The organism is Achromobacter denitrificans NBRC 15125, assembly GCF_001571365.1.
GTDB classification, from domain to species: domain Bacteria; phylum Pseudomonadota; class Gammaproteobacteria; order Burkholderiales; family Burkholderiaceae_B; genus Achromobacter; species Achromobacter denitrificans.
The window spans coordinates 13,577-35,434 of sequence record NZ_BCTQ01000053.1 but is presented as its reverse complement, the minus strand read 5'-3'; the positions used below and the strand labels follow the sequence as shown (position 1 = coordinate 35,434).

General features: G+C 67.1%; 17 protein-coding genes. 14 read left to right on the top strand and 3 right to left on the bottom strand.

Going from position 1 to position 21,858, the window contains the following annotated elements; all coding sequences use genetic code 11:
* Nucleotides 1-218: 218 nt before the first annotated feature.
* Nucleotides 219-1,010, bottom strand: coding sequence for a TOBE domain-containing protein (locus tag ADE01S_RS28150; protein WP_062685072.1), 792 nt, complete (start codon nt 1,008-1,010; stop codon nt 219-221).
* Nucleotides 1,011-1,170: 160 nt separating this feature from the next.
* Here ADE01S_RS28150 and ADE01S_RS28145 point away from each other — a divergent pair, with 160 nt between their 5' ends.
* The 12 genes from ADE01S_RS28145 (at nt 1,171) to ADE01S_RS28090 (ending at nt 16,765) form a co-directional block, all read left to right on the top strand.
* Nucleotides 1,171-1,764, top strand: coding sequence for a DUF4136 domain-containing protein (locus ADE01S_RS28145; protein ID WP_062685071.1), 594 nt, complete (start codon nt 1,171-1,173; stop codon nt 1,762-1,764).
* Between the two features lie 18 nt (nt 1,765-1,782).
* On the top strand, nt 1,783-2,979 hold the full coding sequence (locus ADE01S_RS28140) for a DUF3734 domain-containing protein (RefSeq protein WP_062685070.1): 1,197 nt from the start codon (nt 1,783-1,785) through the stop codon (nt 2,977-2,979).
* Nucleotides 2,980-3,194: 215 nt separating this feature from the next.
* Entirely contained in the window at nt 3,195-4,460 is a 1,266-nt protein-coding gene (locus ADE01S_RS28135) for an efflux RND transporter periplasmic adaptor subunit (protein ID WP_062685069.1), read from the top strand.
* 62 nt (nt 4,461-4,522) lie between these two features.
* Entirely contained in the window at nt 4,523-7,750 is a 3,228-nt protein-coding gene (locus ADE01S_RS28130) for a multidrug efflux RND transporter permease subunit (protein ID WP_062685068.1), read from the top strand.
* The gene (locus ADE01S_RS28125) at nt 7,747-9,258 is read left to right on the top strand and encodes an efflux transporter outer membrane subunit (RefSeq protein WP_062685067.1); all 1,512 of its coding nucleotides are present in this window, start codon (nt 7,747-7,749) and stop codon (nt 9,256-9,258) included. The genes ADE01S_RS28130 and ADE01S_RS28125 overlap by 4 nt, the downstream gene beginning before the upstream one ends.
* Entirely contained in the window at nt 9,255-9,995 is a 741-nt protein-coding gene (gene pdxJ / locus ADE01S_RS28120) for a pyridoxine 5'-phosphate synthase (protein WP_062685066.1), read from the top strand. The genes ADE01S_RS28125 and pdxJ overlap by 4 nt, the downstream gene beginning before the upstream one ends.
* A gap of 47 nt (nt 9,996-10,042) precedes the next feature.
* A complete protein-coding gene (gene acpS / locus ADE01S_RS28115; RefSeq protein WP_062685065.1) occupies nt 10,043-10,471 on the top strand; it encodes a holo-ACP synthase in 429 nt (142 codons plus the stop codon).
* Between the two features lie 66 nt (nt 10,472-10,537).
* Complete coding sequence (gene nagZ, locus ADE01S_RS28110) at nt 10,538-11,596, top strand: beta-N-acetylhexosaminidase (protein WP_062685064.1); 1,059 nt, start codon at nt 10,538-10,540, stop codon at nt 11,594-11,596.
* A complete protein-coding gene (gene uvrC, locus ADE01S_RS28105) occupies nt 11,559-13,385 on the top strand; it encodes an excinuclease ABC subunit UvrC (protein ID WP_062685063.1) in 1,827 nt (608 codons plus the stop codon). Before nagZ ends, uvrC begins: the two co-directional genes overlap by 38 nt.
* 171 nt (nt 13,386-13,556) lie before the next feature.
* Nucleotides 13,557-14,129, top strand: a complete 573-nt coding sequence (pgsA, locus tag ADE01S_RS28100) for a CDP-diacylglycerol--glycerol-3-phosphate 3-phosphatidyltransferase (RefSeq protein ID WP_062685062.1) — start codon at nt 13,557-13,559, stop codon at nt 14,127-14,129.
* 220 nt (nt 14,130-14,349) lie between these two features.
* Complete coding sequence (locus tag ADE01S_RS28095) at nt 14,350-15,654, top strand: MFS transporter (RefSeq protein WP_062685061.1); 1,305 nt, start codon at nt 14,350-14,352, stop codon at nt 15,652-15,654.
* Between the two features lie 109 nt (nt 15,655-15,763).
* Nucleotides 15,764-16,765, top strand: a complete 1,002-nt coding sequence (locus ADE01S_RS28090; RefSeq protein WP_087881429.1) for a cytochrome-c peroxidase — start codon at nt 15,764-15,766, stop codon at nt 16,763-16,765.
* 9 nt (nt 16,766-16,774) lie between these two features.
* Here ADE01S_RS28090 and queF read toward each other — a convergent pair whose 3' ends face one another.
* Nucleotides 16,775-17,599 (bottom strand): NADPH-dependent 7-cyano-7-deazaguanine reductase QueF, encoded by an 825-nt coding sequence (queF, locus tag ADE01S_RS28085; RefSeq protein WP_062685059.1) that lies wholly within the window; start codon nt 17,597-17,599, stop codon nt 16,775-16,777.
* A gap of 323 nt (nt 17,600-17,922) precedes the next feature.
* Between queF and aceA the strand changes: the two genes are divergently transcribed.
* Nucleotides 17,923-19,242: an isocitrate lyase gene (aceA, locus tag ADE01S_RS28080; protein WP_062685058.1), complete on the top strand. Its 1,320-nt coding sequence runs from the start codon at nt 17,923-17,925 to the stop codon at nt 19,240-19,242.
* 618 nt (nt 19,243-19,860) lie between these two features.
* Here aceA and ADE01S_RS28075 read toward each other — a convergent pair.
* Nucleotides 19,861-20,718 (bottom strand): LysR family transcriptional regulator, encoded by an 858-nt coding sequence (locus ADE01S_RS28075; RefSeq protein WP_062685057.1) that lies wholly within the window; start codon nt 20,716-20,718, stop codon nt 19,861-19,863.
* A gap of 144 nt (nt 20,719-20,862) precedes the next feature.
* Here ADE01S_RS28075 and ADE01S_RS28070 point away from each other — a divergent pair, with 144 nt between their 5' ends.
* Entirely contained in the window at nt 20,863-21,831 is a 969-nt protein-coding gene (locus ADE01S_RS28070) for a tripartite tricarboxylate transporter substrate binding protein (protein ID WP_075873517.1), read from the top strand.
* Nucleotides 21,832-21,858 lie beyond the last annotated feature (27 nt).

Genomic DNA, 21,858 nt, shown 5'->3' with positions numbered 1-21,858 from the left:
TGTGGGGGCGTAGGATGGGTGGAGCGCGAGAGTTCCTGGGCGAGAACCCCGGCGCCAAACGCGCGTAACCCATCGCCCGGCCCAAGCCGGCAACGGCATCGGCCGGCCCAAGCCGGCATTTTGCGCTTGCCACGAAAAGCGGCGGCTGGCGCCGCCTGATGGGTTACGCGCGTTCGATAGTCGGGTTCTTGCTTCAGAACTCTCGCGCTGCACCCATCCTACAGCACCCCGAGAATCACGCTGGACGCCTTGAAGATCGCCACCGCGTCGGCGCCGGTATCCAGGCCCAGGTCCTGGGCGCTTTCGTTCGTGACGATGGCCGCGAGGGTGATGCCGCCTTCCAGGCCGATCAGGATTTCGCTGTTCACCGCGCCGGGGCGCAGCGCCGTGATCTTGCCCGGCAGCTGGTTGCGCGCCGACAGGCGCAGGCCGGGGCCGGGCGCGCCGACGATGACGGACGAGGCCTTGACCAGCGCGATCGCCTCCTTGCCCACGGCCAGGTCGAGTTCCTGCGTGCTTTCGCGGGTAATGGTGGCCGTGATGGATTGGCCGCCGGCGATCCGCAGCACGATCTCGTCGTTGACGGCGCCCTCGCGGATCAGGATGACGGTGCCGAGCAGCTTGTTGCGAGCGCTGGTCTTGAGCATGAAGCGCCTCATGAGGTCGATGTCGCCGCTGGTGTCCAGGCCCGCGCGGGTCAGGTTTTCCATGAACTTGCGGTGCTCGGCCTCCAGCGCGCGGAAGGTCGCGATCAGGCGGCGGGCGCGGTCGGTCAGCTGCGTGCCGCCGCCGCCCTTGCCGCCGGCGGCGCGGATCACCAGCGGTTCGCCGGCCAGGTTGTTCATGGCGTCGATGGCGTCCCAGGCGCCCTTGTAGCTCATGCCCACGGCGCGCGCGGCGTTCGTGATCGAGCCGGTGGCATCGATCTGCGCCAGCAGGTCTATGCGGTTCTTTCCGCCCCAGGTCTGGGCGCCGGAACGAAACCAAATCGAGCCGTCGAGTTCCAACATCGGTATCGGGCCTGTGAGGAGGGCAGGGGAGGACAAGGCGGAGTGTACTGGACGGCCCCCGCGGCAGCCGAATGGACATCCCGATGAGAATGAGATTCTGTTGATATTTCGCAGGCTTCGCGGCACTATGTTCAGGCCTTGGGCTCACGGAGAAAACGACATGAAAGCGTTGAAATGGCTGGCGGCGGGTTCCATGACGGGGTTGCTGGCGGCTTGCGCCTCGGGCCCCACGGTGAAAGGCGACTACGATCACCAGGCGAACTTCGCCCAGTACCGAAGCTTCGGATTCATGGAGCCCCTGGGCACCGACAAGGCGGGCTACAGCACGCTGCTGACCGAGCGCCTCAAGAACGCGACGCGCGGCCAGATGGAAATGCGCGGCTATGTCTACAGCGCGTCCAACCCCGACCTGCTGGTCAACTTCGGCGCCAAGCTGCAGCAGAAAACCCAGGTCACGCCCGCGCCGCCCATGGGCCCGTACTATGGCTATCGCGCCGGTTTCTATGGCGGCTGGCCCGGCTACGGCTGGGGTGACGACGTCTACCAATATACTGAGGGCACCTTGAACATCGACCTCGTCGACGCGCGCCGCAGGCAGCTGGTGTGGGAAGGCGTGGCGGTCGGAGAGGTCCAGAATCCGGAAACTGCGGGCTCGGCGGAGAGCGCGGACAAGGTCGTGGCCCAGATCTTCTCCAAGTATCCGTTCCGCGCGGGCGTCGCCGCGCCGCAATTGCCGGATAAAAGCAAACAGTAGGCCCGGAAGGAACATGGCATGAGCGCACGCCGCAAGGCACCGTCCCAAGACACCGGCGATACGCCGCCCTATGAAGTCGTCGCCCTGGTGCTCCAGGGCGGCGGCGCGCTCGGCGCCTACCAGGCCGGGGTCTACCAGGGCCTGCACGAGGCGGGCATCCGGCCCAACTGGATTTCAGGCATCTCCATCGGGTCGATCAACGCGGCCATCATCGCGGGCTCGCCCGAGGACGAGCGCGTGGAACGCCTGCGCGGCTTCTGGGAGAGCATCTGCCGGCCGGCGGGCTTCGCTTCGGTGCCCTGGGGCGACGCGATGGCCGACATGTTCGCCGACCTGCCGTTCGGCTTCGGCTCGCAGCTGCTGAACGGGCAGGTCTCGGCGTTCCGGGCCTTGTTCTCCGGGCAGCCCGGCTTCTTCAAGCCGCGCTTTCCGCCGCCCTACCTGGTGCACGGCCGGGGAGCGGCGTCCACCAGCTTCTACGACACCACGCCCCTGATCGAAACCCTGCGCCAGTACGTGGACTTCGACCTGCTCAACAGCGGCGCCGTGCGCGCCAGCTTCGGCGTCGTGAACGTGCGCAGCGGCAACTTCGCCTATTTCGACAGCCTGAAGCACACGCTGCGGCCGGAGCACATCATGGCCTCGGGCGCCTTGCCGCCGGGCTTTCCGTCCGTCGAGATCGACGGCGAGCACTACTGGGACGGCGGCGTGGTGTCCAACACCCCGCTGGCGCAGGTGTTGACCACGGACAATATGCGCGACACCCTCGCGTTCCAGGTGGACCTCTGGCCCGCCCGCGGCGGCCTGCCGACCTCCCTGGAAGAAGTGGCGGAGCGGCAGAAGGACATCCAGTATTCCAGCCGGACCCGCCTGGTCACCGACCAGCTGCGTCGCGTGCTCAAGCTGCGGCACGGCCTGCAGCGCCTGCTGGAGCGGCTGCCGGACGCCGAGCGCGACGCGCCGGAATTCGCCGACATCCGCAAGCTGTCGCATACTCCCGCCACCAACATCGTCAACCTTATCTACGAGTCCAAGCACCGCGAGCGCTATTCCAAGGACTACGAGTTCGGCACCGAGGCCATGCGCGAGCACTGGGAGGCCGGCCTGGCCGATATCCGCCATACCCTGGACAAGCCGGGCATCCTGGCCCGTCCCACCGAGGACAGCTGTTTCGTCACGCACGACATCCATCGCAACGGCAAGCGCACCTCCTGACGGCCGTTGGCTGTTGATTCCATGCAAAAAATCGGGCTCCCCGTCCTATTTCAACCGGCAAAAGTAAGTGATTTCCCCAATAACTGAGTTACATTAACGGGCTATTCACGTGCCTTGATGACGCATGGTTATGTTTTGATCGCGGGCAAAAGTCGCGGTTAAATACGGCGTTGGCTTGACGCGACTACGGTTTACAACGCTACGCGGGGGTTTCAATGCGGTTTTCGCCTAAACGTGTTTCGGGACTGGCTTTTTCCGGCGGAGTCCTCGCGCTGATATTGGCGGGTTGCGGTGAAAAGCCGCAAATGAATCCAGGCATGCCCCAGGTCAGCGTCATTACGATCCAGCCGCAGCGCGCGCCGATCGTTTCCGAACTGCCGGGCCGCGTCGACGCGGTCCGCGATGCCCAGATCCGCTCGCGGGTTACCGGCATCGTGCAGAAGATCACCTTCGAGCAGGGCGGCGACGTCAAGGAAAACCAGCTGCTGTTCAAGATCGACCCGGCGCCCTACAAGGCGGCCTACGATCAGGCGACGGCGCAGCTCAAGCAGGCGCAGGCCAATCTGTTCAGCGCCAAGCTGCTGGCGGACCGCTACGCGCCGCTGGTCAAGGCCAACGCGGTCAGCAAGCAGGAATACGACAACGCCGTGGCGTCCTACCGCCAAGCGGATGCGGCCGTGGCCGCGGCCAAGGCCGCCCAGGACAACGCCGCCATCAATCTCGGCTACACCGACGTCACCTCGCCCATCACCGGCCGCATCGGCAAGCCGCTGGTCACCGAAGGCGCCCTGGTCGAGGCCACCTCGGCCACGCAGATGGCCATCGTGCAGCAGCTGGACCCGATCTACGTGGACTTCACCCAGTCCACCGCCGAACTGGCCTCCCTGCGCCGCGCGTTCGCCAGCGGCCAGCTGCAGCAGGTCGGCAAGGACACCGCCCGCGCCACCATCGTCCTCGAAGACGGCTCGGAATACGGCCATCCCGGCAAGCTGCTGTTCACCGGCATCACCGTGGACCCGACCACCGGCCAGGTGAACCTGCGCGCCGAGGTGCCCAATCCCGACGGCATCCTGCTGCCCGGCATGTACGTGCGCGTGCGGCTGGAGCAGGGCGTGGACGACAAGGCCCTGATGGTGCCGCAGCAGTCGCTGCAGCGCACCGCCGACGGCATGCAGAGCCTGATGCTGGTCAAGGACAACAAGATCGAACAGTTGCCCGTGACCACCGGCGGCGCCATCAAGAACGAGTGGGTCGTCACCAGCGGCCTGAAGGCCGGCGACGTGGTGGTCGTGGAAGGGTTCCAGAAGATCCGTCCCGGCGCTCCGGTGCAGGTCAGCGAATGGAAGAAGGGCGGCGCGGCCGCGCCGGGCGCCCAGCCCCCCGCGCAACCGGGCGCCAAGCCCGCGGAGCCCGCCCAGCAGCCTGGCGCGAAGCCGGCCGAGCCTGCGCAGCAGGACAAGGCCGCAGGCCAGAAATCTTAAGCGGCACGCGGCGCTTGCGCCGCGTTCCTCTTTCGTGAGCATCGCTTTCAGAGTCAGCCCACATGCCGCAATTTTTTATTGATAGACCGATTTTCGCCTGGGTAGTCGCCCTGTTCATCCTGCTGGCCGGGGTGCTGGCCATCCCGAACATGCCGGTGTCGCAGTACCCGGACGTGGCGCCGCCCGCCATCACGATCACCGCCACCTATCCCGGCGCGTCGGCCAACGAAGTGGCCGAGCAGGTCACCAGTATCATCGAGGACCAGCTCAACGGCGCCAAGGGCCTGATCTACTACGAGTCGGTCAGCGATTCCTACGGCACCTCGACCATCACCGCCACTTTCGCGCCCGGCACCAATCCCGACCTGGCGCAGGTGGACGTGCAGAACCGCGTGTCCAACGTGGTCGCGCAGCTGCCCACCGCCGTGCAGCAGCAGGGCCTGCAATACGAACAGACCAGCACGGGCTTCCTGATGGTGGCCACGGTGTCGTCCACCGACGGCACGCTGGACCAGACCGCGCTGGCCGACTACATCACCCGCAACATCAAGAACCCGGTGTCGCGCGTGCCCGGCGTGGGCCAGTTCCAGCTGTTCGCGGCGCCGCGCGCCATGCGCGTCTGGGTCGATCCCGCCAAGCTGGTGGGCTTCAACCTGAGCATGTCGCAGGTCAACCAGGCGATCGCCCAGCAGAACGTGGTGATTTCGGGCGGCAGCATCGGGGCGCCGCCCAATCCGGATTCGCAGCGCATCACCGCCACGGTCACGGCCAACGGCCAGCTGAGCACCGTCGAAGGCTTCGGCAAGATCGTCCTGCGCGCCAATACCGACGGCTCCAAGGTGCTGCTGCGCGACGTCGCCCGCATCGAGGTCGGCGCCGACAACTACCAGTTCGGCGCCCGCCTGAACGGCAAGCCCACGGCGGCGTTTGCCATCGTGCTGTCGCCGAACGCGAACGCGCTGGCCACCGCCCAGGGCGTGCGCCAGCAGATGGAGGAGCTGTCCAAGTACTTCCCGGGCAACATCACCTACTCCATTCCCTACGACACCGCGCCCTACGTGAAGGTGTCGATCGAGCAGGTGGTCCACACCCTGGTCGAGGCCATGATCCTGGTGTTCCTGGTGATGTATCTGTTCCTGCAGAACGTCCGGTACACCCTGATCCCGGCGCTCGTCGTGCCGGTGGCAATGCTGGGGGCGTTCGCGGTGATGCTGGCGCTCGGCTTCTCCATCAACGTGCTGACCATGTTCGCCATGGTGCTGGCCATCGGGATTCTGGTGGACGACGCCATCGTGGTGGTCGAGAACGTCGAGCGGATCATGGCGACCGAAGGGTTGCCACCCAAGGAAGCCACCAAGAAGGCCATGCCGCAGATCAGCGGCGCCATCATCGGCATCACGCTGGTGCTGGTGACCGTGTTCCTGCCGCTGGCCTTCATGAGCGGCTCCGTGGGCGTCATCTATCGCCAGTTCTCCGTGGCCATGGCCGTGTCGATCTTCTTCTCGGCCCTGCTGGCGCTGACCTTCACGCCGGCGCTTTGCGCCACCATTCTCAAGCCGGTGCCCAAGGGCCACCACGACGAGAAGAAGGGCTTCTTCGGCTGGTTCAACCGCAAGTTCGACGCCACCACGCACGGCTACCAGAACTGGGTCTCGCGCATCCTGCACAAGGGCGGCCGCATGATGCTGGCGTTCCTGGTGCTGGTGATCCTGCTGGGCTGGCTGTACCTGCGCCTGCCGTCGTCGTTCCTGCCCGAGGAAGACCAGGGCTACGTGGTCAGCAACATCGAACTGCCCACGGGCGCCACCGCGAACCGCACGGTCGACGTCATCGAGCAGGTCGAGAAGTACTTCGCGGACGTCCCGGCGGTTGCGAACGTGATCGCCGTGCAGGGCTACAGCTTCAACGGCAACGGCCTGAACGCCGCCATCGCGTTCGTCACCCTGAAGGACTTCAGCGAGCGCAAGGAGCGCAAGGATTCCGCCGGCGCGATCGCCTTCAAGGCGTTCGAGAAGCAGCTGATGGGCATCCACGACGCCCAGGTGTTCACCCTGGTGCCGCCGGCCATCTCCTCGCTGGGCAACGCCACCGGCTTCGACTTCCGCCTGCAGGACCGCGCCTCGGCCGGTTCCGACGCCCTCGCGGCGGCCACGGCCGAGCTGATGGGCATGGCCATGAAGAGCCCCGTGCTGTCGCAGGTGCGGATCACCGGCCTGGGCGCCGGCGCGCAGCTGAGCCTGACGATCGACCGCGACAAGGCGGCGGCGCTGGGCGTGGACTTCAACGAGGCCGCCTCGCTGATTTCCACCGCGGTCGGCTCCGCCTACCTCAGCAAGTTCCCCAACATGGGCCGGATGCAGAACATCTGGGTGCAGGCCGACGCGCCGTACCGCATGCAGCTCAACGACGTGCTGCAGCTGAACGCGCGCAACAGCCAGGGCGGCATGGTGCCGCTGTCCACCTTCGTGAAGGCCGAATGGAAGCAGGGCCCGGTGCAGGTGGTGCGCTACAACAGCTACGAGTCCATGCGCATCAGCGGCGACGCGGCGGCGGGCTACACCACCGGCGAAGCCATGGCCGAAATGGAACGCCTGGTGGGGCAGTTGCCCCAGGGCTTCGGCTTCGAATGGAACGGCTTGTCCTACCAGGAACGCCAGGCCGGCAACCAGGCTCCCATCCTGATGGGCCTGTCCCTGCTGGTGGTGTTCCTGGTGCTGGCCGCCCTGTATGAAAGCTGGGCGATCCCGATCTCGGTGATGATGGTGGTGCCGCTGGGCATGCTGGGCGCCGTGGCGCTGATCAGCGCGCTGGGCATGTCCAACGACGTGTACTTCCAGGTGGGCATGGTGACCGTGATCGGCCTGGCGGCCAAGAACGCCATCCTGATCGTGGAATTCGCCAAGGACCAGTACGCCCGCGGCATGGGGCTGTACGAGTCCGCGGTGGAAGCCGCGAGGCTGCGGTTCCGTCCCATCCTGATGACCTCGCTGGCCTTCATCCTGGGCGTGGTGCCCCTGGCCATGGCGACCGGCGCCGGCGCCGCCAGCCAGCGCGCGGTGGGCCTGGGCGTGCTGGGCGGCATGCTTGCCGCCACGCCGTTCGCGGTGATTTTCGTGCCGACCTTCTTCGTGGTGGTGCTGGGCCTGTTCAAGACCCGCCCGCGCCTGCTGGGCGCCGAACTGCGCGCCTTCGAGGAAGAGCAGGCCGCCAAGAAGGCTGCCGCGTCAGCGGCGCCGGATGCCGCGCAACATCCCGCACAACCCAACGGTGGCCAGGAGGGCAAGGAATGAAAGCCCTGAAGTTCAGACAGACCGCCTTGTCCGCCTTCGTGGCGGTGGCGTTGGCCGGCTGCTCGCTGGCGCCCGACTACAAGCGTCCGGATGCGCCGGTGTCCGGCCTGTGGCCCGACCAGCCCAAGGTGCAGTACGGCGGCTATGCCAAGCCCACCTCGCTGGGCACGCAGCCTTCCACCGGCGTCATGCCGCAGGAAGGCCAGCCGACGGCCGACCTGGGCTGGCGCGAGTTCTTCCGCGATCCGCGCCTGCAGAGCCTGATCGAGCTGTCGCTGGCGAACAACCGCGACCTGCGCGTGGCCGTCGAGCGCGTGGAAGAAGCCCGCGCCCAGTACGGCATCCAGCGCGGCGCGCAATGGCCCAGCATCGGCGCCGGCATCCAGGGCCAGCGCCAGCACCTGCCGCAGAACATGCGGCAACCCGGCGCCGGCTCCATCAGCAGCTCGTACCAGGCCGGCATCGGCCTGACCACGTTCGAGATCGACCTGTTCGGCCGCTTGCGCAACCTGTCCGAGGCGGCGTACCAGCAGTACCTGTCCACCGAACAGGCGCAGAAGAGCGTCCAGATCACGCTGGTCGGCTCGGTCGCGCAGTCGTACTTCAACCTGCGCGCGGCCGAAGTCCAGCTGGAACTCACCCAGCGCACCCTGGCCTCGCGCCAGGAATCCTACGACCTGGTCAAGCGACGTTTCGACGGCGGCGTGGCCTCGGAACTGGACCTGAACCAGGCCAAGACGCTGCTGGACACGGCCTCGGCCGACCTGGCGCAGCTGGCCCGCGCCCGCGCCCAGGCGATGAACGCCCTGGTGCTGCTGGTGGGCACGCCGCTGCCGGAGAACCTGCCGGCGCCGGCGCCGTTCGGCCGCGACCAGCTGCTGGCCTCGGTGCCCGCGGGGCTGCCGTCCGATCTGCTGGAGCGCCGTCCGGACATCCTCGCCGCGGAGAACCAGCTGAAGTCCGCCAACGCCAATATCGGCGCGGCGCGCGCGGCCTTCTTCCCGACCATCTCCCTGACCGGCCTGCTGGGCGTGGCCAGTCCCTCCCTGGGCGATCTGTTCAAGGGCGGGCAGGGCTACTGGAGTTTTTCGCCGTCGATCACGACGCCGCTGTTTGCCGGCGGCAGCATCCGCGAAGGGCTGAACCTGGCCAAGGCGCGCGACAACATCGCCGTGGCGCAGTACGAGCAGTCCATCCAGCAGGCGTTCCGCGAAGTATCGGACGCGCTGGCGGGCGAAGCCACCTACGGCGCGCAGCTCGATGCCCTGCGCGCGCTGCAGGATTCGTCGGCGCGCACGCTCGAACTGTCGAATTTGCGGTATACCAACGGTATCGACAGCTACCTGCAGGTGCAGACCGCCCAGGTGGACTTTTTCAATGCCCAGCTGTCGCTGGTCCAGACCGGCCTTGCGGCGCTGATCAACCGCGTCGAGTTGTACAAGGCCCTGGGCGGCGGCTGGGAAGAAAACACGAAAGAACCGACTACAGTCACGACTAGCGCGCAATGATAGAACTTGGTGTAAACATCGATCACGTCGCCACGCTGCGGCAGCAGCGTCACACGACCTATCCGGACCCGGTCGCCGCCGCGCTGCGCGCGGAAGACGCCGGCGCCGACCTGATCACGCTGCATCTGCGCGAAGACCGCCGCCACATCCAGGACGCGGACGTCTACGCCATGCGTCCGCAGTTGCGCACGCGCATGAATCTCGAATGCGCGGTCACGGCGGAAATGCTGGAGATCGCCTGCGCGGTCAAGCCCAACGACGTCTGCCTGGTGCCTGAAAAGCGCACCGAGCTCACCACCGAAGGCGGGCTGGAAGTGGCGGGCGCCATGGGCCCGGTATCCGACGCGGTGGCCCTGTTGGCCGAAGCCGGCATCCGCGTGTCGCTCTTCATCGATCCGGATCCGGTCCAGATCGCCGCGGCGGCCAAGGCCGGCGCGCCCGTGATCGAACTGCACACGGGCGCCTACGCCGAAGCCGAGGGCGACGCCGCGCAGGCCGAGCTGCAACGCCTGCGCGTGGCGGTGGCCGAAGGGCTGCGCCATGGCCTGCGCGTGAACGCCGGCCATGGCCTGCACTACGGCAACGTCGCCCCGGTGGCCGCGCTGGACGGCATTTCCGAGCTCAACATCGGCCATGCCATCGTGGCGCAGGCGGTCTTCGACGGCTGGGAGAAGGCCGTGCGCGACATGAAGGCGCTGATGGTGCAGGCGCGCCTGCAGGCGCTGCGCGGTCTGTGACCGCCGGCCCGCCGACCCGTTCCCGCCGCTAGCCGCGAGCCCGCGCCATGTCCGAGACTCCCCGCGCCGCCGCCCCAGGGGCCATCGCCGGCATCGGCATGGACCTGCTGCGCATCGATCGCATCGAACGCGCGCTGCAGCGCCATGGCGACCGCTTCGCCGAGAAGATCCTGGGCGCCGAGGAATTGCAGAAGTTCCATGCCCGCCGCGCCCGCGATCCGGCGCGCGGCCTGCGCTTCCTGGCGACGCGCTTCGCCGCCAAGGAGGCTTTCTCGAAGGCGATCGGATTGGGCATGCGCATGCCCATGACCTGGCGGCGCGTGCAGACGCTGAACGCGCCCGGCGGCCGGCCCGTGCTGGTGATCGCGCCCGAACTGCTGGACTGGTACGTCCAGCGCTTCGGCGCGGCCCATGTTTCCATTACCGACGAATCCGACATGGCCGCCGCCTACGTGGTGGTCGAACGCAAGCCTTGATCCGCGGGCCCCGAGCCTATCGCCCCCCGGCCGGCTTGCCAGACTTAGACAGAAGGACAGCCTGACATGGCCAAGAAAAAATCCAGGGCGGTCCTGCCGCCCGGCCCCGTAATGGTCGACGTGGCGGGATACGCGCTGACGAAGGAAGAGAAGAAGCGCCTGCGCCATCCGCTGGTCGGCGGCGTCATCCTCTTCGCCCGCAACTTCGAGAACCGCCGCCAGCTGACCGCCCTGACTCGCCAGATCCACAAGGCGCGCAAGGAACCGCTGCTGATCCTGGTGGACCATGAAGGCGGCCGCGTGCAGCGCTTCCGCGAAGACGGCTTCACCCCGCTGCCCGCCATGCGCGAGCTGGGCGCCCTCTGGGACCGAGATCCGCTGCAGGCGATGCGCCTGGCGACCGAGGCCGGCTACGTGCTGGCCGCCGAACTGCGCGCCTGCGGCGTGGACATGAGCTTCACGCCGGTGCTGGACCTGGACTACGGCGTCAGCAAGGTGATCGGCAACCGCGCCTTCCACCGCGATCCGCGCGTGGTCGCCATGCTGTCGCGCGCGCTCATCCAGGGCCTGCAACTGGCCGGCATGTCGGCCTGCGGCAAGCATTTCCCGGGGCACGGCTTCGTGGAAGCGGATTCGCACCACGAGATCCCCGTGGACGAGCGCCCGCTGGATCGCATCCTGGAGGAAGACGCCGCGCCGTACGCCTGGCTGGGCGACGCGGTGCTGCCCTCGGTGATGCCCGCGCACGTGATCTATCCAAAGGTGGACAAGCATCCCGCCGGCTTCTCCAAGCGCTGGGTGCGGGACATCCTGCGCAAGCGCCTGGGCTATGACGGCGTGGTGTTCTCGGACGACCTGACGATGGAAGGGGCCTCGGTGGCGGGCGACATCCTGGCCCGCGCCAAGGCCGCGCTGGGCGCCGGTTGCGATATGGTACTGGTATGCAACCGGCCGGACCTGGCGGACGAACTGCTGTCGCGCCTGGAGTTCGAGCATCCGCCCGAATCCGTGGCCCGGATCCGCCGGCTGATGCCGCGCTTCGATGCGCCGGACTGGGATACCCTGCAGGCCGAAACCCGTTATCAGAATGCCCGACGACTTCAATCTCAAATCGTTCCTGGCTGACCTGCCGCACCTGCCGGGCGTATACCGGCACCTGGATGCGGCCGGCGAGGTCATGTATGTCGGCAAGGCGCGCGACCTGAAGAAGCGCGTCTCGTCGTATTTCCAGAAGAACCTGGCCAGCCCGCGCATCGCCCAGATGGTGGCGAAGGTGGCGCGGCTGGAGGTGACGGTCACGCGCTCCGAGGCGGAAGCGCTGATCCTGGAAAACAACCTCATCAAGAGCCTGAAGCCGCGCTACAACATCCTGTTCCGCGACGACAAGTCCTATCCGTACCTGCTGATCACCGGCCACGCCTGGCCGCGCATCGCCTATTACCGCGGCGCCACCAACAAGCGCGGCCAGTATTTCGGCCCGTTCCCCAATGCCTGGGCCGTGCGCGAAACCATCCAGATCCTGCAGAAGGTATTCCGCCTGCGCACCTGTGAGGACACCGTTTTCGCCAACCGCTCGCGGCCCTGTCTGCTGCATCAGATCGGCCGTTGCTCGGCGCCCTGCGTAGGCGCCATCGAGGCGGCCGAGTACGAGCGCGACGTGCAGCGCGCCGTGCGCTTCCTGAACGGGGAAGCCAAGGACGTGATGGGCGAGATCGAAACCCGCATGCTGCAGGCCGCCGGCGAGCTGCGCTTCGAGGAGGCCGCCGCGCTGCGCGACCAGATGGGATCGCTGGCCCGCGTGCTGCACCAGCAGACCATGGAAAACGTCAGCGGCGAAGACACCGACATCATCGCGGTGGCCATCGCCGGCGGCAAGGTCTGCGTGAACCTGGCGATGGTGCGAGGCGGCCGCCACCTGGGCGACAAGCCGTTCTTCCCCTCGCACGCCGAGGGCGAGGCGGCGCCCCAGGTGCTGGAGGCCTTCGTGGCCCAGCACTACACCGACAATGCCTTGCCGCCCGTGCTGGTCTGTTCGCACGCGTTGCCGGATTCAGGCCTGATCGACCTGCTGGTGGAGCAGGCCGGCGGCCGGCCCTCGCGGGTGCTGACGCGTCCGCAGGGCACTCGCCGGGCATGGCTGGAACAGGCCGGAAAGAATGCCGAGATGGCCCTGGCGCGCGCGCTGACCGAATCCGGGGCCCGCGCGGCCCGCACGCTGGCGCTGGCCGAGGCGCTGGAACTGGACACCGACGAAGCGGCGCTGGATGCGCTGCGCATCGAGTGCTTCGATATCAGCCATACCGCCGGCGAGGCGACGCAGGCGTCCTGCGTGGTGTTCGAGCACCACGACATGCAGCCTTCGCTCTACCGCCGCTACAACATCGCCGGCATCACACCCGGCGACGATTACGCCGCCATGCGCCAGGTGCTGACCCGCCGCTTCGCCAAGGTGGCCGACGGCGAGGCGCCCATGCCCGGCCTGGTGCTGATCGACGGCGGCAAGGGCCAGGTGGAAGTGGCCCGTAAAGTGTTCGTGGAGCTGGGCCTGGACGTCCAGACGCTGGTGGGCGTGGCCAAGGGGGAAGGGCGCAAGGTCGGCCTGGAAACCCTGGTGTTCGCCGACGAGCGGCCGCCGGTCGCGCTGGGCGGCGAATCCGCCGCCCTGATGCTGATCGCCCAGGTGCGGGACGAGGCGCACCGATTCGCCATCACCGGCATGCGCGCGCGCCGCGCCAAGGCGCGCAACGTGTCCCGCCTGGAGGAAATCGAAGGCGTCGGCGCCCGCCGCCGCCAGCGCCTGCTGGCCCGGTTCGGCGGTTTCTCCGGCGTGGCCTCCGCCAGCATCGAAGACCTGGCGTCCGTGGACGGCATCTCCCAAGAGCTGGCCATCCGCATCTATGAAGCCCTACGATAAGGCTGCCCACACTCTCGTAGCCTATAGCGCAGATGCCCCGACAGTCGCGGATCGCCCAAGCCAGGCCGCGCGGATCCGGCTCCGCCGGTCCGCAGCGGCGCCCCCCTGGGGGGGAAGCGCCGCAGGCGCTTCGGGGGGGGGCCCCCATCTTACTGTTAGCATACGGACACTATGCCAATTAACGTACCCATTATCCTGACATGGCTGCGCATCGCCATGATTCCGCTGGTGGTCGGGCTGTTCTACCTGCCCGAGAGCTGGATGTCCGTGCCCACGCGCGACACCCTCGCTGCCTGGGCCTTCATCATCGCGGCCCTGACTGACTGGTTCGACGGCTGGCTGGCCCGCCGCTGGAACCAGACTTCCGCCTTCGGCGCTTTCCTGGATCCGGTGGCCGACAAGCTCATGGTTTGCGCCGCGCTGATCGTCCTGCTGGACCTCAGCCGCGTCGATGCCTTCATTTCCCTGATCATCATCGGCCGGGAAATCACGATTTCCGCTTTGCGCGAATGGATGGCCAAGATCGGCGCCAGCGCCAGCGTGGCGGTGCACCGCCTCGGCAAGTTCAAGACGGCCGCGCAGATGATCGCGATCCCGTGCCTGCTGTACAACCAGCCGATCCACGGCGTCAGCACCAAGCTGCTGGGCGACGTGCTGATCGTGGTCGCGGCGGTGCTGACGGTGTGGTCGATGCTGTACTACCTGCAGCGCGCCTGGCCCGCCATCCGCGAGAAGGCCCTGTAATCGGGGGATCATCCCGCGCAGGTAAGGTTTGCATGACGGCGGCAGGCTCGCGCAAGGCAGCCGCCGTTACACTCTAAGAGCGATCCGCCGGCCCGACCGGCACGGCGCCCGCGCCGCAATCGCCCAGAATCCAACGCCTGGAGCGCCCGGACGTTGCCGGAGACAACCCGCGCGCTGCCGCAGGCGCCGCGCACCTTGCCGCTGCCCGCGGCCTTTTGCAATGAACACCGCTGCGAATACCCTGGCCATGGACGCCGCCGTCCGCCGGCGCGACTGGAAGATCATCCTGCTGATCGGGGTGGCCCATGCTTCCTCGCACTTTTTCCAACTGGTCCTGCCCTCGCTCTATGTTTCCCTGGGCAATGCCTTCGGGCTGGACTTCGCCCGCCTCGGGCTGCTGGTCTCGACCTTCTACGTGGTGTCGGGCATCGGGCAGGCCTCGTCGGGCTTCGTCGTGGACCGGATCGGGGCGCGGCCGGTGCTGTGGTTCGGGCTGACGTGCTTCGTGCTGTCCGGGCTGCTGATCGGGTCGGCCAATGGCTACGCGATGCTGATCGCGGCCGCCGTCGTGGGCGGCATCGGCAATTCGGTGTTCCACCCGGCCGATTATTCCATCATCAACCATCGCATCACCGCGCCGCGCCTGGGGCATGCGTTCTCCGCGCACGGGCTGACCGGCAACCTGGGCTGGGCGCTCACGCCCGTGTTCATGACGACCATCACGCTGCTGGCGGACTGGCGGGTGGCGGCCTATAGCGCGGCCGGCCTGGTCGCGCTGGTGCTGTTGCTGACGGTGCTGGGCCGCGACCTGCTGGGCGGTCCGCTGCCGCAGGAAGGCCAGGCCGAGCCCGAGGCCGCCAAGCCCGCGGTGAGGCCGGCGGCCAAGCCGCAGGAAGGCGTGCTGGCCACCCTGGCCACGCTGTTGTCCAAGCCGGCGTTGTGGGGCGCGTTCCTGTTCTTCGCCTGCACCTCGATCGCGCTCTCCTCGGTGCAGAACTACACCATTCCGCTCCTGGGCCAGCTGTACGACCTGTCGAAGGTCGCCGCCAGCTCGGCGCTGTCGGGCTATATGGTGGCCTCCGCCGTGGGCATGGCCGCGGGCGGCTTCCTCGTCTCGGCCACGCCGCGCACGGAGCGCACCGTGATGGTGGCGCTGATCCTGGCGGGCCTGACGCTGGTGGTGCTGGCGCTCGGCCTGGTGCCGGCCGTGCTGGCCGCGCCGGTCGTCGCGCTGGCCGGCTTCTGCTCCGGCGTGGCCGCGCCGTCCCGCGACATGCTGATCCGCCGCGTGACGCCCAAGGGTTCCGCGGGCTCGGTCTATGGCCTGGTTTACTCCGGCATGGACGTGGGCTCGGCCCTGGGACCGCTGGCGTTCGGCCTGCTGCTGGACGCGGGCCTGCGTCAGGGCCCCTGGGTGGGCGCGGGCGTGGCGTTCGCGGTGGCGGCCCTGCTGGCGCAATGGATCGCGGTGCAGGCGCGCCGCGCCGAACCGCCCGCCGCGGCCGGAGCGGCGGCCCGCTCCTGATCTCCCCGGCCGCCGCCGCGGCGGCCGTTTGACGCGACGCAAAGCCCGCCCGGCTTCAGCCTGATGTAATGACCCTGCATACGAAGAGGTTATTACCCAGGAGAAGCATATGAGTAAGGCAAGCGCGTTGCTGGCTGCGGGGATCGCCCTGAGCTGTTGGACCACTCTGGCCTCGGCCGCGTCGCAGGAACCGATACAGCCGGTGGAACCGGCCGTCATCAAGGAGCCGGCCAAGGTCGAGCTCGGCAAGAAGCTGTTCTTCGATCCGCGCCTGTCGCGGTCCGGCGCGATTTCCTGCAACTCCTGCCACAACCTGGGCATGGGCGGCTCGGACAACCTCAAGGCTTCCATCGGCCACCAGTGGCAGCAGGGTTCGATCAACTCGCCTACGGTGCTCAACTCCAGCCTCAACATCGCGCAGTTCTGGGACGGGCGCGCCAAGGACCTGCGCGAGCAGGCGGGCGGGCCGATCGCGAACCCGATGGAGATGGCGTCCACCCACGAGCTGGCCATCCAGGTGCTGAATTCCATCCCCGGCTACCGGGCGGAGTTCAAGCAGGTCTTCGGCAAGGACGGGATCACGATAGACGAGGTGACCGGCGCGCTGGCCGCGTTCGAGGAAACGCTGGTGACGCCCAATTCGCGCTTCGACCAGTGGCTGCGCGGTGACAAGAAGGCGCTGACGGTGCGTGAGCTGGCCGGCTACGAGCTGTTCAAGAACAGCGGTTGCGTGGCGTGCCACAACGGCGTGGCGGTGGGCGGCAATTCGTTCCAGAAGATGGGCCTGGTCGCGCCCTACCAGACGGACAACAAGGCGGAAGGGCGCGCGGCGGTGACGGGCAAGGACGCCGACCGCTTCAACTTCAAGGTGCCCACCTTGCGCAACGTGGCCCTGACCTATCCGTACTTCCATGACGGCGAGGCGGCCACGCTGACGCAAGCCGTGGACGTGATGGGCCGGCTGCAGCTGGGCCGGACCTTCTCGCCGGACGAGAACGCGCAGATCGTGGCGTTCCTGAAGACGCTGACGGGCGACCAGCCGGCGATCCAGTACCCGCTGCTGCCGCCGTCGGAAGACGAAACGCCGCGGCCCGAACCCTTCGTGAAATAAGGGCAGGCGCTACTGGCGGACCGTGCGCAGGTCCGCCGGGGGCGCGGCTTCGAAATTGCTGCGCCACGGGTTGATGTCCAGGCCGCCGCGGCGCGTGTAGCGTGCGTAGACCGTCAACAGCTCGGGCCGGCAGGCGTGCATGATGTCGGTGTAGATGCGCTCGACGCAATGCTCGTGGAATTCCGCATGCTGGCGGAACGAGACGATGTAGCGCAGCAGGGATTCGCGGTCGATGGGCGCGCCGCGGTAGCGGATCTGCACGCTGGCCCAGTCGGGCTGGCCCGTGACCGGGCAGTTCGACTTCAGCAGGCGCGAGGCCAGCGTTTCCTCGACCATGTCGCCCGGACGGGTGCGCAGCACCTCCGGCGCCGGCTCGTAGGTATCGATCTCGATGTCCAGCTTGTCGATATAAATGCCGTCCAGTTCGCCCATCTGCAATTCGGAGAAGCGCTGGGGCAGGAAGAAATCCAGCCCGACCGGGGCGCCGGCCGCGGCGCTCAGGTCGCGCTCCAGCCGGCCGCGCAAGGCGGCCGAATTGACCAGCCGGGTCTGGTTGAACGAATTCAGATAGAGCTTGAACGACTTGGATTCGATGATGTTCGGGCTGTCGGCCGGCACCGAGAAAGTGGCCATGGCGATGCGGGGCTTGCCCTTGGCGTCCAGCCACGACAGTTCGTAGGCGTTCCAGAGGTCTACGCCCGTGAACGGGAGCTTGTCGTCTGCCAGGTTCAAGGCGGCGCGATTGTGCGAGCGCGCGATGGGAAAGAGCAGGGTCGGGTCGTACTGCGAGACGTAGGACACGCTCTGGCCGAGCGGGCCGTGGGACAAGGTCATGGCGGAATCAGGGAAACAGGGGGAATGCACGCATTGTAGGCGCTTGGAAGGGCCTCATTTTTTGCATGGTGAAATGTAACCTTCGCCATATGAAAGTGCCTGCTGCGCAGCAGCGCCGGTCCATTTCACAGATGACAATTGCGTTTCGTGATACGAAATTTATTTTGTAATTCATTGATTTTAATGAAGAATATTTTTCGTCTTGTATAAGACATAAGCTCACCTTGCTCTGCAGCAGAGGCATAGACTTTCTCCAACGATTCACGCAATGCAAGACGCGAATCTTTTTGAAGTCTTTCCCATCACTGACCAGGAGCATCACCATGAGCACCCGCGAAACCGAAATCCGCAATCTGCAGAAGGACTGGGCCGAGAACGCCCGCTGGCAAGGCATCAAGCGCGACTACAGCGCCGAAGACGTCATCCGCCTGCGCGGCTCCATCGGCGTGGAACACACGCTGGCGCGCCGCGGCGCCACCCGCCTGTGGGAACTCCTGCATAGCGAGCCGTTCGTGAATTCGCTGGGCGCCCTCACCGGCAACCAGGCCATGCAGCAGGTCAAGGCCGGCCTGAAGGCCATCTATCTGTCGGGCTGGCAGGTCGCCGGCGACGCCAACCTGGCCGGCGAGATGTACCCCGACCAGTCGCTGTACCCCGCCAACTCGGTGCCGCAGGTGGTCCGCCGCATCAACAATTCGCTGTCGCGCTGCGATCAGATCCAGTGGATGGAAGGCAAGAACCCGGGCGACGAGGGCTATATCGATTTCTTCGCGCCGATCGTGGCCGATGCCGAAGCGGGCTTCGGCGGCGTGCTGAACGCTTTCGAACTGATGAAGGCCATGATCGAGGCCGGCGCGTCGGGCGTGCACTTCGAAGACCAGCTGGCTTCGGTGAAGAAATGCGGCCACATGGGCGGCAAGGTTCTGGTGCCCACCCGCGAAGCGGTGTCGAAGCTGGTGTCGGCCCGCCTGGCGGCCGATACGATGGGCACGCCCACCGTGCTGCTGGCGCGCACCGACGCGGACGCGGCGGACCTGGTGACGAGCGACGTGGATGAAAACGACCGCCCCTTCATCACCGGCGAGCGCACCGTGGAAGGCTTCTTCCGCACCCGCGCCGGTATCGATCAGGCGATTTCGCGCGGTCTGGCCTATGCGCCGTACGCGGATCTGATCTGGTGCGAAACGTCCACGCCCAATCTGGAGTACGCCCGCAAGTTCGCCGAGGCCGTTCATCGCCAGTTCCCGGGCAAGCTGTTGGCGTACAACTGCTCGCCGTCGTTCAACTGGAAGAAGAACCTGGACGACGGCACGATCGCCAAGTTCCAGCGCGAGCTGGGCGCGATGGGCTACAAGTTCCAGTTCATCACGCTGGCCGGCTTCCACGCGCTGAACTACGGGATGTTCGAGCTGGCCCACGGCTACGCTCGCCGCCAGATGAGCGCTTTCGTGGAATTGCAGCAAAAGGAATTCGCCGCTGCCGAGATGGGCTTCACCGCCGTGAAGCACCAGCGCGAAGTGGGCACGGGCTACTTCGACGCCGTGACGCAGACGATCGAAGGCGGCCAGTCCTCGACCACGGCGCTGACGGGCTCAACCGAGGAAGCCCAGTTCGAGCACGGCAAGGCCCAGAAGGCCGCGTAAGCGGACAGGGTAGGAGAGTGATGCAGTTGTAGTTGCTGTTGTAGGGTGGATTTGGGTGCCTTCGGGCACCCTTTTTTTTGGGGCTGCTGTTTCTGTGGGCGGGTGAGGGGCGGGGGGCGTGTGGCTTTCGTGTGTTGAGGCTGTGGGCTTGGGGTGGGTTTGCTGCGTTCTTGGGGCGCCCGTCGCGTCGGGGGCCTGGGGCGCGCGGGGCCACGATTGCGGTCCGGAGCCTTCGCTCCGGACTGCCCCCTTGTCATCTTCGTCACCGCCTGCGGCGGTTCCTTCAGATTCCCTCGGGCTTATCGACGCCCCGCGCACCCCAGGCCCCCGACGCGACGGGCTCTGGTGGTTGAAACCAGGCGGTCGCTGGGGAGGGCTGGGTGCTTGGGGTTCTCGCCCCGGGTAGTGGGGTGATCGAAGATCTTGCGGGGCCCGCCCCAAGCCGGCCGCGCGGGCGGCCTTTTGGGGCTTACGCGGTTCGTCGGATTGGATGGTTTTTTTCGAAAGCGGTTGCTTTGTTGCTTTGTCGTTTTGTTGCTTTGCTGCGCTGCCGCTTTGCCGGTCCCTTGGGACGGCGGCTTGCGAGGGCGGCGAGGGTTGTGTGGAGGGCAGCCTCGTTTAGCGTTGCGCGCCGTCCAGCAGGGCTTGCACCAGGCGGTTGTCCTGGTCCGATTGGCGGCATACGAAGGCGATCTGGCGGTAGGGCGCGTCCTTGCCCAGTTGCAGCACGCGGACGGGATGGACGTCGAGGAGGTTGGGGCCGGGCTCGGGGAGGATGCAAACGCCCAGGCCCTCGGATACCAGCGCGGTGAGGGCGGCCAGCGACTGGAGGTCGATGCGGCATCGGGCGAAGGGGGCGTGGCGCGCGACGTAGCGCGCGGCCAGGCGGCCGCCGATGGTGGTCTTGTCGAAGCGGATCCATTCGTATTGCTGGAACAGTTCCGCGACGGTTTTTTCCCGTGAATGGGGCGGGGCGATCAGCACCAGCTTTTCGCGGAACAGCGGCGTCCAGGCTAGCCGGCTGGAGCCGCCGGTTTCCGGGCGGGCGATGATGGCGGCGTCGATTTCGCCGGTTTTCAGTTTCTCGGCGAGTTCGGTGCCGCGGCCGCGCACCAGCCGGACGTCCAGCCTTGGGTAGCGTTCCCGCAGCACGCGCAGCAGGGGCGGCAGCAAGGTGACTTGCAGCGGTTCGATGGTGCCGAGCCTGACGCGTCCTTCGACTTCGGGCGTGCTGCGCCGGCGCAGTTCGTCCAGCCGCGACAGCGCGTCCTGCAGGACGGCGTCGACTTCGGCGGCGAAGGCGTTGGGCCTGACCTGCAGCGCGGAGCGGTCGAACAGGGGCTGTCCGAAGTATTCCTCCATCTGCTTCATCTGCAGGCTGACCGCGCTGGGAGACAGGCTCATGTCGGCCGCGCCCGCCGCGAAGCTGCCGCCGCGCAGGACGGCGTTGAGGGTACGGAAAGATTCGATCTTCATCAGAAATCCTCACGTAGTGTTTTAAGAATCCTCGCTTTATATCATCAGTCGGGCGGCCTAGTATCGCTGCGACAAGACAAGAACGGCTGGCGCCTTTCAGGCATGCGTCGCATGCACGCCGGACCGCAGTCAGGGAGACATGCCATGAACAGAATCCTCGCGCGCCTGGCGGCCGCGTGCCTGGCCGGAGGGCTGGCCGCGGGCGCGGCCGCCGCGCCGCCCGCCTTGCCGCAGACGATCACGATGGTGGTGCCGTTTCCGCCTGGCGGCAGCAACGACGTGTTCGCGCGCGTGTTGGCCGAAAAGCTGGGCGGCCGGATTTCGTCCACGGTCATCGTCGAGAACCGCCCCGGCGCGGGCGGCGCCATCGGCGCGGAATACGTGGCCCGGGCGCCCAAGGACGGATCGGTGCTGATGCTGTCGTCGTCCACGCTGACGACCAACGCGGCGGTGCAGACCAACCTGAAGTACGACGTGGTGAGCAGCTTCGCGCCGGTGGCGATGCTGGCGCGCAGCCCGATGGCGCTGGTGGTGGGGCAGGAGTCCCCGTACCGGTCGATGGCGGACCTGCTGGCCGTGGGCCGCAAGGAGCCGGGCAAGCTGACCTACGGCAGCGCGGGGCTGGGATCGGTGAACCAGATGGCCAGCGAGATCCTGGCGGGGGGCGAGAAGACGACCTTCGTCCACGTTCCGTACAAGGGCATGTCGCATGCGCTCAACGATCTTGCGGGCGGACGGGTCGATTTCGTGATTGGCAGCTTCGCGTCCACGGCCTCGCTGCTCAAGGGCGGCAAGCTGCGCGTCCTGGCGGTGACGTCGCCCGAGCGTTCGCAGTTCTATCCGGATCTGCCCACCATCGGCGAAGGACAGCCCGGCTATTCGGTGGAACTGTGGTGGGGCGTGCTGGCCCCCGCGGGCACGCCCGCGCCGCTGGTCGAGCAGCTCAACGCGGAGATCCGGGGCATCGTCAACGATCCCAGGATGCGCGCCATGTTCGCCGAGGAAAGCGCGGTTCCGGCCGAGCTGACCGCGCCGCAGTTCGCGGCGCTGGTGCAGGCCGACGCCACCAAGTGGAAGCAGGTGGCGGCCGATCGCAATATCTCCATCCAATGAGCGGAAAACGCCGTTACCCGAGAGTCC